This is a genomic window from Rhizobacter sp. P3_B12 (assembly GCF_056402895.1).
On the sequence record NZ_JBFUGN010000100.1, the window covers coordinates 1 to 11600 of the forward strand.

Sequence of the window (11600 nt, forward strand, 5' to 3'; positions counted from 1 at the left end):
TCCTGGTTCTTGATCGAGTCGATGATGTGGCACACCCGACGGGGCACGTACTGGCCGCTCGTGGGATCTTTTCCCTCCAACTCCCTGTCGATCCGGATTTCATGGACGGCGAGTTCTGCCAACACGCCATGCCCGTACCTTTGCCGCATCTCGTCGCCGAGGCTGATCAGGGCGTGCCTGCGACGGTCTGGTCTTTGATCGATGGACCTGCTGGCCTTCCTCGCGTGGTCCTCGATGAAGCCGCTCAGCTTGATGACCTTGCAGGATGCGTAACCGAATGCCGTCTTGAGCATGTCCTGCAGTTTTGCGGCGACTTCATGGACAGGTGAGCCGATGGGGCCGCACAGGGCGATGACGAGTTCGCGCGTGTGAGTCGACGCCAATAGGTCCGAGGTGGCTGTGCCTTCGAACAGTTCTGCCGAGCGGGCGTGCTTCGGAGGGGCGAGTACGGGGCGAGGTTTGTTCATGTCTCTGAATTCCAGATTCACAGCGGGCGGGCGATGCACTGCTACTTCGGAACTGCCATGGAGCGTCGCCGACGCTGCAATGCGGCGAATTCTGTGCCTCGCCTGCGAGCCCGCCAAGAGGGGAATCGTCAACCACCGTCAACGGCATCCATCATCTGGGGGATGCCGGCTTTGTAGCACCTGCTCTGGATCGTGCCGTTCCCCACTAGACTGCCACCCCATGACCAAACTCGCCCTCACCTGCCTCGCGCTCGCCCTCACCGCCTGCGCCTCCGACGCCCCGCGCCAGACGCTCACGCAGGCCGGCGAGGCGATGGTCACCCCGCTGAACGACCTGAACCTGATCCGCACCGACATCCCCGCACCGCTGCAGGCCGCGCAGAAGGCGCCGTACGCGGTGCCGTCGCCGGCCGGCTGCACGGCGCTGGTCGCCGAGGTGCAATCCCTCGACGCGGTGCTCGGCCCCGATCTCGACACGCCGCCGTCGTCCAGCAACCCGAGCCTGATCGAGCGCGGCGCCGGCACCGCCAGCGGCATGGCAGTCGGCAACCTGCGCAGCGCTGCCGAAGGCGTGGTGCCGTTCCGCGGCTGGATCCGCAAGCTCAGCGRTGCCGAGCGCTATTCGCGCGATGTCGCCGCCGCCATCGCCGCCGGCACCGTGCGCCGTGCGTTCCTGAAGGGACTGGGCGCCGCCGCGACGTGCGAGATCCCGGCCATGCCGCGCGCCGCCAGCTGAGAGAGGGGCTCGGATGAGACGGCACCTGCTGCTCGCGGCCACCGCGGTTGCGCTGTGCCTGCCGGTCGTCGACGCGGCCCACGCGGCCGACGCGCCGCCGGTCGGCTACTACGGCATCGGCATCTCGGTGAAGACCGACGGCGGCATGCCGTGGAACCCGAAGCTGCAGAGCGTGACGATCTCGCGCGTGGCGCCTGCGTCGCCGGCCGCGCAGAAGGGCGTCGCGGTCGGCGACCAGGTGATCGCCGCCGACGGCCTGACGATCGCCGGGCGCAAGGCCCGCGAGCTGGAGCCGGTGATGCACAAGACGGTCGGCCAGTCCTTGCGCCTTGCGCTGAAGCGGCCGGACGGCAAGGCCTACGAGGTGACGCTGGTCGCGGTCGCGAAGCCCGCCCCCGCGGCACCGGCCCGGTGACGACGCTGCAGGTCAGGGTCAAGCCGAACGCGCGCCTGCGCCAGCTCGAGGCCCAGCCGGACGGCAGCTGGCTCGCCCACCTCAAATCGCCCCCGATAGATGGCAAGGCCAATCAGGAACTGATCGCGCTGATCGCCGAACATTTCGGCTTGCGCAAATCGCAGGTGCAGATCAAGAGCGGGGCGTCCGGCCGGATGAAGCTGGTGCAGTTCGAGTGACGAGCTTGCGGTGTCGCGCAGTTTTCCTCGATGTCGCCATGCTGACCATCACTGCCGAAGACCCCGGATCGCCCGATGCGCGGGCGCTGATGGACGAACTCTCCGACACGCTCGCCGCGATCACCGGCGACCCGGGTCGCTCCTCGTTCGATCCGGACGACGTGCGCCATCCGCTGGCGCGCTTCGCTGTCGCGCGCGACGCGCAGTCGCGGCCGCTCGGCTGCGGGGCGCTGCGGCCGCTGCAACCGGGCATCGCCGAACTGAAGCGCATGTACGCCCTGCCTGGCACCCGCGGCGTCGGCTCGGCGCTGCTCGCCTTCCTGGAAGCCGAGGCGTCTGCCCTCGGCTACCACGCCCTGTGGCTGTCGACCCGTGTCGTCAACGAGCGGGCCGTTCGCTTCTACGAATCGCGCGGCTATGCGCGCATCCCCAACTTCGGCCACTACGCCGGGCGCACGCAGTCGGTGTGCCTGGCGAAGGCGCTCGACGTTTCCCAGAACAGATCCGAGACAAACCCATGACCCATCCCTATCAAGACCCGGCCCGCCCGGTCCCCGAACGCGTGGCCGACCTGCTCGCGCGCATGACGCTCGACGAGAAGATCGCGCAGCTGCACGCCTTCTGGCTGGTGCTGTCCGAGGACGGCAACCATCGGCCGCGCATGGACAGCTTCACCGGCGGCAGCGACGCCGACACGGTGCGGCACGGCCTGCGCCATGGCCTGGGCCAGATCTCGCGCCCGCTCGGCAGCCACAGCGTCGACGCGGCCAGCGGCGTGCGTGCGCTGAACCGGCTGCAGAAATTCCTCGTCGAGGAGACCCGGCTCGGCATCCCGGCGCTGTCGCACGAGGAGTGCCTGGTCGGGCTGATGGGTCGCGGCGCGACGCTGTTCCCGTCGGCGCTGTCGTATGGCGCGACCTGGAACCCCGAGCTGGTCGAGCAGGTGGCGCAGGCGATCGGCCGCGAGGCGCGCAGCGTCGGCTGCCACCAGGGGCTGGCGCCGGTGCTCGACGTCTCGCGCGACGTGCGCTGGGGCCGCACCGAAGAGACCTTCGGCGAGGACCCCTACCTCGTCGGCGTGCTGGCCACGCGCTATGTGCGCGGGCTGCAGGGGCCGCGCCGCGACCTGCTCGCCACGCTGAAGCACTACGCCGGCCACTCGGCCAGCGAGGGCGCGCGCAACCACGCGCCGGTGAGCCTCGGCTGGCGCGAGCTGAACGACGTGTTCCTGCTGCCGTTCGAGATGGCGGTGAAGCAGGCGAACGCCGGCTCGGTGATGCCGGCGTACCACGACATCGACGGCGAGCCGTCGCATGCCTCGCAGCACCTGCTGACCGAGGTGCTGCGCCGCCAGTGGGGCTTCGACGGGCTGGTCGTCGCCGACTACGTCGGCATCAGCCTGCTCTACCAGCACCATGGCGTGGCCGCCGACCGCGCCGAGGCGGCGGCGCAAGCGTTCAATGCCGGGCTCGACATCGAGCTGCCCGGCGACGACTGCGCGCCGCAGCTGCGCGTGGCCTTGGAGCGCGGCCTGATCACGATGCAGAAGATCGACGAGATCGTCGCCCGCGTGCTGACCGAGAAAATCCGGCTCGGCCTGTTCGAGCGGCCGTATACCGACGTCGCCGCCATCGCATTGCAGCAGCCCGAAACGATCGCGCTCGCGCGCGAGGTGGCGCGGCAATCGGTCGTCGTGCTGCACAACGACGGCGTGCTGCCGCTGGAGGCGCGCGCCGGCCGGCGCATCGCGGTGATCGGGCCGACGGCAGACGACCCGCTGGCGCTGCTTGGCGGCTACAGCTTCCCGGTGCACCTCATCCTCAACGATCAGATCAACGACCAGGCCGAAGGCGCCTCGCAGGTCGTCACGCCGCTGGCTGCGCTGAAGGCGGTGTTCGGCGACGCGAACGTGCGCTACGCGCAAGGCTGCCCGATCCTCGAGGAGCGCAGCGCCGGCGCGCCGGTCTTCCCCGGCGACGTCGCCGAGGCGGTGAACGGCGAGCGGGTCTCGCGCGTCTCGCAGCGCCGCGACGGCATTGCCGAGGCGGCGGCCCGCGCGAAGGCTGCCGATGTCGCGATCGTCTGCGTCGGCGATCTCGCGGGCCTGTTCCAGACCGGCACCGTCGGCGAGGGCTCGGACGCCGATTCGCTCGCGCTGCCCGGCGTGCAGCAGGCGCTGCTCGATGCGGTGCTCGACACCGGCACGCCGACCATCGTCGTGCTGACCGGCGGGCGGCCCTACACGCTCGGCGGGCGCGAGCAGGAGCTGGCCGCGCTGGTGATGGCCTTCGCCGGCGGCCAGGAAGGCGGCACCGCGATCGCCGAGGTGCTGAGCGGCGCGGTCGAGCCGTCGGGCCGGCTGACGCTGTCGGTGCCGAAGAGCGCCGGCGCGATGCCGTACTTCTACAACCACAAGCTGAAGAGCGCCGGCACGCCGATCGCGCTGCATTTCGGCAGCCGCCATCCGTTCGGCCACGGGCTGTCGTACACGGCGTTCGCCTACGACGAGCTGCAGCTCGCGCAGCCGCAGGTCGACATCGAGCGCGGCGAGATTGCGCTGTCGTGCCGCATCACCAACMCCGGCGCGCGCGCCGGCGTCGAGGTGCCGCAGCTGTACGTGCGGGACGTGCTGGCCTCGGCGGTGCGGCCGGTCAAGGAGCTGAAGGGCTTCGCCCGCGTGGCGCTCGCGCCGGGCCAATCGGCGCGCGTCAGTTTCCACCTGCCGGTCGACATGCTGAACTTCACCGGCGCGGCCGGCGCACGCATCGTCGAGCCCGGCGAGTTCGAGCTGCAGGTCGGTGCGTCGAGTGCCGACATCCGGCTGCGCACCCGCGTGCAGGTCACCGGCGCGGTGCGCACGCTGGGGCGCGACTGGCGCATGGAGAGCCGGGTCGTCTGTCAGATGCAAGGGTGAAGCAGACGTAGACTCGGCGAACCGTTGTTGCAGGTCCGCCATGTCCGAGCCGTCGAGCCATTTCCCTGTCCTCGAGACGCAGCGGCTGCTGCTGCGCGAGACCTCGCTGGCGGATGCGCCGGTGCTGTTCGCGATCCATTCGGATGCCGATGCGATGCGCTGGTTCGGCACCGAGCCCTTGCCCGACGAGCAGGCGGCGCAGAAGGTGATCGAGGGCTGGGCGACGGCGCGCACGCTGGCCAACCCGGGCATCCGCTGGGGCATCGAGCGGCGCGACGACGGCCGGCTGATCGGCACCTGCGGGATGTTCCGCTGGAACCGCCACTGGCGCGCCTGCATGGTCGGCTACGAACTCGCGCGCGAGGCCTGGGGCCAGGGCTACATGCACGAGACGCTGCTCGCGGTGCTGGGCTTCGGCTTCGTGCAGATGCAGCTCAACCGGGTCGAGGCGCAGGTGCATCCGGACAACGTCGCGTCGCTGAAGCTGGTGGAGCGGCTCGGCTTCGTGCGCGAAGGCCTGCTGCGCGAGGCCGGCTGGTGGGGCGGGCAGGCGCAGGACCTGGTGCAGTTCTCGCTGCTGCGGCGCGAGCAGCGGGTGGTGGTGCTGGATTCGTAGCCCGGATGGAGCGAAGCGCAATCCGGGAGCGGCGGCGAAAGTGAAGGACGGTCCCCGGATTGGCATCCGAGCTACGGGTTCGTCACCCCCTGGTGCACGCTCAGGAACACCTCCCCCTTGAACCACTGCTGCCAGCCACCCGCCCGCAGCCCGTCCATCACCGGCCCCTTCACCTCCGACAGGTCCAGCCGCATGCCGCGTGCGGCCAGCATGTCCTGCAGCGCGCGCAGCGCCTCCAGGCCGCTGAGGTCGATGCGGTTCACCGGCGCCATCTGCAGCAGCACGCGGCGCGTGTCCGGGTGAGTCGCCAGGTGCTGCGCGACCACGTCCTCCAGTTGGCGGGCGTTGGTGAACAGCAGGCTCTCGTCGATGCGCAGTGCCAGCACGCCCGGCGTCAGCTCCACTTGGTAGCGGTCGATGTTGCGGTAGTGCTCGGTGCCCGGCACGCGGCCGATCAGTGCCACGTGCGGCCGCGCGGTGCGCTGCAGCAGCAGCGCGATCGACGCCGCGACGCCCAGGCCGAGCGACCAGCCGGCGCCGAACAGCAGCATCAGCGCGGCCACCGCGACCATCACCACCCATTCGCTGCGCGCGTAGTGCCAGGCCTCGCGGAACGGCCCGAGCGCCAGGCCCGACAGCACCGCCACCAGGATGGTCGCGGCCAGCACCGGCGTCGGCAGCCAGCCGAGCGGCTGCGCCAGCAGCAGCATCGCCAGCACCATCAGCACCGCGGTGAACACGCCCGCCATGCGGGTGCGGCTGCCGGCCTCCAGGCTGACGATGCTGCGCGRGAAGCTCGCGCTGACCGGCATGCCGCCCGTCAGCGCCGCGGCCACGTTGGCCGCGCCCAACCCCGCCAGTTCGCGCCGCGGATCCACCCGCTGGCCGAGCCGGCGTGCCAGCGATTCGGCGACGACCAGGCTGCTGACGTAGGTGACCAGCGCGATCAGCAGCGACTGCGRCAGCAGCCCCCACCACAGCGCGGCGTCGAGCAGCGGCAGCGCGAACGTGGGCGACAGCGTCGGCAGCGCGCCGACCAGCGTCACGCCGTGCTGGTCGGCGCGGCTCAGCATCGCGATCGCCATCGCGCCGACCAGCACCGCCAGCGGCACCAGCCGGCCGATCAGCACCGCGCGCGGCCGGCCCAGCCGCGCGGCCAGCCAGGGCTGCGCATGGCGGCGCGTGAACCACAGCAGCGCGACCGCGCCCAGGCCGTAGGCCGCTGTCATCGGTGCCCACGGCCGCACTGCCTGCCACCAGCTGTGCAGCACCTGCACCGCGTCGGCACCGCGCGCCGACGAGCCGAGCAGCACCGGCAGCTGGCTGAGCGCGATCGACAGCGTTGCGCCGGTCTCGAAGCCGTGCAGCACCGGCACGCTGAGCAGCGCGGCCAGCGCATCGAGCCGCAGCCAGGCCGCCGCCAGCAGCAGCAGCCCGACCTCGGCCGCCAGCACCAGCGCGACCACGGGCGCCGGGGTGCCGGCCGGCGCCTGGCCGATCGCCTGCGCGATCATCAGTGCGAGCACCGCGGCCGGCCCGACGCCGAGCACCGGGCTGGAGCCGAGCGCCGCATACGCCACCAGCGGCAGCAGGCTCGCATACAGCCCGACCTGCGCCGGCAGCCCGGCGAGCAGCGCATAGGCCAGGCTCTGGGGGATCAGCAGCACGCTGATGACGAAGGCGGCGACCAGGTCGTCGCGCAGGGCCTCGCGACGGTAGGCGCGCCAATCCAGGCGCCAGGGGGTGAAACGCATGCGGCGATTGTCCGTCGAGTGCAATCCCCAAGGCAGCTGATTGCCTTCGGCGGGTGCCGGCCCAACACTCGCCGGGCGAGGCTGCGACCGCGGCCAGGGAGGCGACGACCATGTGGTGGCTCAACTTCAACCCGCAGTTCAACTGGCCGTTCAGCGGCTCGGTCGTGCAGGACATCCACCCCTCGCTGCTGGCCCGTGCCGGCAACGACGAGACCGAGCTGCGCGTGCTGCGCGAGGTGGCGTCGTACGGCAAGCAGATCGGCGTGCTCAGCGACCTGGTGCTGGGCCTGGCGAAGCGGCTGCCGGCCGGCGAGCTGGACGACGACGCCCGCCACGCACTCGACCAGCTCGAGGAGATGGCCGGCCGGATCGAGCGCATCAAGCTGGGCCAGGCACCGCTGCCGCCGACGGCCGACCAGGCCCGCTCGCAGCTGCAGGCGCTGCTCGCGCACTACCCCGAACTCGTGGCTGCCGTCCCCTCCGGACGCAAACGCTGAGTTTCCCGGCGTAAAGTCGCGGGCTGTTTCGGTGAACAGCCCACCCATGCGTTCGACAGTCGACTCCCCCGCCACCCCGCGACCGACCCGCCCCGCCATCAGCTGCGTGATGCCGGCCTACAACGAGGCCGCCAACCTGCCGGTGCTGCTGCCGCAATTGAGCGCGCACCTGGCCGGGCTCACCGACCGCTGGGAGGTCGTCATCGTCGACGACGGCAGCACCGACGGCACCGCGCTCGCGGTCGCGCCCTTCCTCTCGACGCCCGGCGTGCGCTATGTGCGGCTGTCGCGCAACTTCGGCAAGGAACAGGCGCTGACCGCCGGCATCGACCTGGCGCGCGGCGAGGTCGTCGTGCTGATGGATTCCGACCTGCAGCACCCGGTCGACCTGATCGACCGCATGGTGCAGGCCTGGGTCGGCGGGGCCGACATGGTGTGCGCCGCGCGCGCCTCGCGCGCCGACGAGACCTGGTCCAAGCGGCTGGGCACCTGGGCCTTCTACCGGCTCGTCAACACGAAGCACTCGGTGCACATCCCGGTGGATGCCGGCGATTTCAGGCTGATGGACCGGCGCGTGGTCGATGCGCTGAAGTCGCTGCCCGAGCGCAACCGCTTCATGAAGGGGCTGTACGCGTGGGTCGGGTTCCGCACCGAGATCATCGACTACACGCCGGCCGAACGGCATGCCGGCACCAGCAGCTTCTCGATGCGCAGCCTGGTGCGGCTCGCGCTGACCGGCGTCACCGCGTTCTCGAACGTGCCGCTGCGGCTGTGGAGCGCGCTCGGCGCGCTGATCGCGTTCGGCGGCATGGGCTTCGGGCTGCTCGTGATCGCCCAGCACTTCATCTACGGCCACGACGTGCCGGGCTGGGCCACGCTGGTGTGCAGCCTGATGTTCTTCAGCGGCGTGCAGCTGCTGTCGATCGGCATCCTCGGCGAGTACGTCGGCCGCATCTTCGACGAGGTCAAGCGCCGCCCGATCTACCTGGTGGCGAGCGAGGCCGGCCAGGGCCTGGCGGAGACGGAATCCCGATGACCGGCGCGCCGCGCACCCTCGGCCTGTGTGCCGACGACTTCGGGCTGTGGCTGTCGGTCTCGCGCGGCATCGCACGGCTGGCGCATGCGCAGCGCCTGACCGTGGTGTCGTGCATCACGACCGGCGATGCCTGGCGGGCCAGTGCGCCGTTGCTGGCCGACCTGCCCGACAGCGTCGAGTGCGGCCTGCACTTCAACCTGACCGAGGGGCTGCCGCTGAGCGCCGAGCTGGCGCGCGTGTGGCCGGTGCTGCCGCCGCTGCCCACGCTGATCGTGCAGGCCCACCTGCGCCGGCTGCCGGTCGACGCGCTGCGCGCCGAATGGCAGGCGCAGCTGGCCGCCTTCACCGACGCGACCGGCCGCGTGCCGCAGACCATCGACGGCCACCAGCATGTGCACCACCTGCCGCAGGTGCGCGAGCTGCTGCTGCACGGCATCGGCCAGCTGCTGCCGGCGCCGGCGGTGCGTGACACCGGGGTGCTGCCCGGGCCGGGCTTCGCCATCAAGCGCCAGCTGATCGCCGGCACCGGCGGGCGCCGGCTGCACCGCGAGCTGCTGCGCCGCGGCTGGCTGCACAACCCGGCGCTGCTCGGCGTCTACGACTTCGTCGACACCGACTACCGCGGCTGGATGCAGCGCTGGCTGCGCGCGTTGCCGGATTCCGGCGGGCTGGTGTTCTGCCACCCGGGCGAGATCGATGCGCAGTCGGCCAGCGACGCGATCGCCGCGGCGCGGCAGCGCGAGCTGGCCTACCTGGAAAGCGGGGCGTTCGCCGACGACCKGGCGGCGGCGAACGTCAAGCTCGGGCGGGTCTGGCAGCGCGGCATCACCGTTCCGTAGCCCGGGTGAGAACCCGGGTTGTCACCCGGGCTACGAGAATGTCCAGCGCCGGTTGATCAGGAAGGTCAGAACCAGCCCGGCAAGTGTCGCGACGACCTGCGCCAGCAGGTAGTGCCACCCCAGTGCAACACCACTCGCGACGATCGCCATGCCGACCAGCGCCCCGATCAGCGCCGTCCCTTGGAACTTCAGCCAGGCCGGCCCGAGCGCGCCGCGGTGATCGAACGTGAAGCGCCGGTTGCCGAAGAACGCGACCTGCGCGCCGAGCGCCGCACCGAGCCCGGATGCGATCCAGGCCGGCAGATGCATCCACTCCACCAGCGCGGCCAGCAGCGCATAGTGCGCCGCGGTCGCGAGCACACCCACCAGGCCGTAGCGAAGGAAGCGGGCGAACAGATCGGTCAGCGAGGCGGCCATGGCCGCGCATTAAACCCCACCAGCGACCTCAGTCGACTTTCGCGCCCGACACCTTCACCACCTGCGCCCATTTCTTCGTCTCGGCCGCGATGTACGCCGCGAACTCCGCCGGCGGCATGCCGCTCGGGATCGCGCCCTGCGCCAGCAGCCGCTCCTTGAGCGCCGGCGTGCCGAGCGCCTTGGCGCTTTCCTGCTGCACCCGGTTGACGATCTCCGCCGGCGTGCCGGCCGGTGCCAGCAGCCCGAACCACGAGCTCGCATCGAAGCCCTTCACCGGCCCGGCCTCGGCGACCGTCGGCACGTCGGGCAGCGCGGCGCTGCGCTGCGCGCTGGTGACGGCCAGCGCCTTCAGCTTGCCGGCCTTGATCTGCGGCATCGCCGACGGCAGGTTGTCGAACATCAGGTCCATCGTGCCGCCGATCAGGTCGAGCAGCGCCGGCGACGAGCCGCGGTACGGGAAGTGCAGCATGAAGGTGCCGGTCATGCTCTTGAACAGCTCGCCGCTCAGGTGGATCGAGGTGCCGTTGCCGCTGGACGCCATGTTCAGCTTGCCCGGGTGCGCCTTCGCATAGCGGATCAGGTCGGCCACGCTGTGGATCCCCGCGGCCTCGGCCTTGGCCGGGTTCACCACCAGCACGTTGGGCACGCCGGCCACCAGCGTGACCGGCGCGAAATCCTTGATCGGGTCGAACGGCAGCTTCGGGTACAGCGACTGGTTGATGCCGTGCGTGCCGACCGTGCCCATCAGCAGCGTGTAGCCGTCCGGCGGCGACTTCGCCACCTGCTCGGCACCGACGTTGCCGCCGGCCCCCGGCTTGTTGTCGACGATGAACTGCTGGCCGAACGCCCGGCTCAGCTCGGGCGCGAGCGCACGCGCCAGGATGTCGGTGGTGCCGCCCGGCGCGAACGGCACGACGATGCGCACCGGCTTGGTCGGCCAGGCGCCCTGGGCGCGCACGGGAAAGGTCAGGGCGGCAGTGGCGGCGGCCGTTGCGGTGGCGAGCACCTGGCGGCGTGTCGGACAGGTCATGGGAACTCCGGTCTTCTCGAGGGATGGGCCCAGTGTGCGGCAGCGCAACGCCACCCCGTACCCGCGCTCGCCCTACTTCTCACCACCCGGGCGCTGTGCCACGATTCACCTGCATCCAGCACGCTCTCGTGCCCACCGGAACCGACGACCGTGCCCCCACCGTTTCCGCCTGCCGACGACCTCGGCGCGATCATCGCCCGGGTCCAGTCGCGCTACATCCGCGCCGCGCCGCCGCGCGAGATGCTGGCGCCGCTGCTGACCGACCTGCTCGAGAGCACCGCCTGCGAGTACGGCTTCATCGCCGAGGTGCTGCACGATGGCGACGGCGCGCCCTACCTGCGCTTCTACGTGCTGACCGACATCTCGTGGGACGACGCGACACGCGCGCTGTACGAGCGCCACATGCAGGGCGGCCCGGAGCACACGATCGAGTTCCACAACATGCGCACGCTGTTCGGTGCCGCCATCACCAGCGGCGCGCCGGTCATCAGCAACGACCCCGACGTCGACCCGCGGCGCGGCGGTCTGCCGCCCGGCCATCCGGCGATGCGCTCCTTCCTTGGCGTGCCGCTGTTCCACGGCGGCGAGATGCTCGGCATGGTCGGCCTCGCGAACCGGCCGGATGGCTTCGACCAGGCCCTGGTCGAGCGGCTGCAGCCGC

Annotated in this window: 13 protein-coding genes and 1 pseudogene; 10 read left to right on the forward strand and 4 right to left on the reverse strand. The window is 71.2% G+C overall.

What is annotated here, in order from left to right; all coding sequences use genetic code 11:
* A pseudogene (locus AC1D01_RS08285) lies at positions 1-467 on the reverse strand (hypothetical protein); the annotation flags it as partial.
* A gap of 220 nt (positions 468-687) precedes the next feature.
* Here AC1D01_RS08285 and AC1D01_RS08290 point away from each other — a divergent pair.
* The 6 genes from AC1D01_RS08290 to AC1D01_RS08315 are packed head-to-tail and all read left to right on the forward strand — an operon-like array spanning position 688 to position 5366.
* Entirely contained in the window at positions 688-1203 is a 516-nt protein-coding gene (locus tag AC1D01_RS08290) for a hypothetical protein (RefSeq protein WP_477865575.1), read from the forward strand.
* A gap of 13 nt (positions 1204-1216) precedes the next feature.
* Positions 1217-1618 carry a PDZ domain-containing protein gene (locus AC1D01_RS08295; protein ID WP_477865576.1) on the forward strand — a complete coding sequence of 134 codons (402 nt, stop codon included), beginning with the start codon at positions 1217-1219 and terminating at the stop codon, positions 1616-1618.
* Positions 1615-1836: a DUF167 domain-containing protein gene (locus AC1D01_RS08300; RefSeq protein ID WP_477865577.1), complete on the forward strand. Its 222-nt coding sequence runs from the start codon at positions 1615-1617 to the stop codon at positions 1834-1836. Before AC1D01_RS08295 ends, AC1D01_RS08300 begins: the two co-directional genes overlap by 4 nt.
* Before the next feature lie 38 nt (positions 1837-1874).
* Positions 1875-2357, forward strand: coding sequence for a GNAT family N-acetyltransferase (locus AC1D01_RS08305; protein WP_477865578.1), 483 nt, complete (start codon positions 1875-1877; stop codon positions 2355-2357).
* Positions 2354-4750, forward strand: a complete 2397-nt coding sequence (locus AC1D01_RS08310) for a glycoside hydrolase family 3 N-terminal domain-containing protein (RefSeq protein ID WP_477865579.1) — start codon at positions 2354-2356, stop codon at positions 4748-4750. Before AC1D01_RS08305 ends, AC1D01_RS08310 begins: the two co-directional genes overlap by 4 nt.
* A 40-nt stretch (positions 4751-4790) precedes the next feature.
* Entirely contained in the window at positions 4791-5366 is a 576-nt protein-coding gene (locus tag AC1D01_RS08315) for a GNAT family N-acetyltransferase (protein ID WP_477865580.1), read from the forward strand.
* Between the two features lie 71 nt (positions 5367-5437).
* On the opposite strand, the gene AC1D01_RS08320 is transcribed toward AC1D01_RS08315, so the two are convergent.
* Positions 5438-7120: a SulP family inorganic anion transporter gene (locus tag AC1D01_RS08320; protein ID WP_477865581.1), complete on the reverse strand. Its 1683-nt coding sequence runs from the start codon at positions 7118-7120 to the stop codon at positions 5438-5440.
* 110 nt (positions 7121-7230) lie between these two features.
* Between AC1D01_RS08320 and AC1D01_RS08325 the strand changes: the two genes are divergently transcribed.
* From AC1D01_RS08325 to AC1D01_RS08335, 3 genes are read left to right on the forward strand one after another with little or no spacing between them, the layout of a single operon-like run.
* Positions 7231-7617, forward strand: a complete 387-nt coding sequence (locus AC1D01_RS08325; protein ID WP_477865582.1) for a hypothetical protein — start codon at positions 7231-7233, stop codon at positions 7615-7617.
* A 46-nt stretch (positions 7618-7663) separates the two neighbouring features.
* Positions 7664-8653 carry a glycosyltransferase family 2 protein gene (locus AC1D01_RS08330; protein ID WP_477865583.1) on the forward strand — a complete coding sequence of 330 codons (990 nt, stop codon included), beginning with the start codon at positions 7664-7666 and terminating at the stop codon, positions 8651-8653.
* Positions 8650-9492 carry a ChbG/HpnK family deacetylase gene (locus tag AC1D01_RS08335; RefSeq protein ID WP_477865584.1) on the forward strand — a complete coding sequence of 281 codons (843 nt, stop codon included), beginning with the start codon at positions 8650-8652 and terminating at the stop codon, positions 9490-9492. The genes AC1D01_RS08330 and AC1D01_RS08335 overlap by 4 nt, the downstream gene beginning before the upstream one ends.
* A 30-nt stretch (positions 9493-9522) precedes the next feature.
* On the opposite strand, the gene AC1D01_RS08340 is transcribed toward AC1D01_RS08335, so the two are convergent.
* Positions 9523-9909, reverse strand: coding sequence for a GtrA family protein (locus AC1D01_RS08340; RefSeq protein WP_477865585.1), 387 nt, complete (start codon positions 9907-9909; stop codon positions 9523-9525).
* 28 nt (positions 9910-9937) lie between these two features.
* Positions 9938-10939: a Bug family tripartite tricarboxylate transporter substrate binding protein gene (locus AC1D01_RS08345; protein WP_477865586.1), complete on the reverse strand. Its 1002-nt coding sequence runs from the start codon at positions 10937-10939 to the stop codon at positions 9938-9940.
* Between the two features lie 150 nt (positions 10940-11089).
* Between AC1D01_RS08345 and AC1D01_RS08350 the strand changes: the two genes are divergently transcribed.
* A partial coding sequence (locus AC1D01_RS08350) for a GAF domain-containing protein (protein WP_477865587.1) occupies positions 11090-11600 on the forward strand: 511 nt, incomplete at its 3' end.

Coding starts and splice junctions, on each gene's coding strand:
- AC1D01_RS08295 (WP_477865576.1), top strand. CDS start 1,217: ATGAGACGGCACCTGCTGCTCGCGGCCACCGCGGTTGCGCTGTGCCTG.
- AC1D01_RS08330 (WP_477865583.1), top strand. CDS start 7,664: ATGCGTTCGACAGTCGACTCCCCCGCCACCCCGCGACCGACCCGCCCC.
- AC1D01_RS08325 (WP_477865582.1), top strand. CDS start 7,231: ATGTGGTGGCTCAACTTCAACCCGCAGTTCAACTGGCCGTTCAGCGGC.
- AC1D01_RS08315 (WP_477865580.1), top strand. CDS start 4,791: ATGTCCGAGCCGTCGAGCCATTTCCCTGTCCTCGAGACGCAGCGGCTG.
- AC1D01_RS08345 (WP_477865586.1), bottom strand. CDS start 10,939: ATGACCTGTCCGACACGCCGCCAGGTGCTCGCCACCGCAACGGCCGCC.
- AC1D01_RS08305 (WP_477865578.1), top strand. CDS start 1,875: ATGCTGACCATCACTGCCGAAGACCCCGGATCGCCCGATGCGCGGGCG.
- AC1D01_RS08340 (WP_477865585.1), bottom strand. CDS start 9,909: ATGGCCGCCTCGCTGACCGATCTGTTCGCCCGCTTCCTTCGCTACGGC.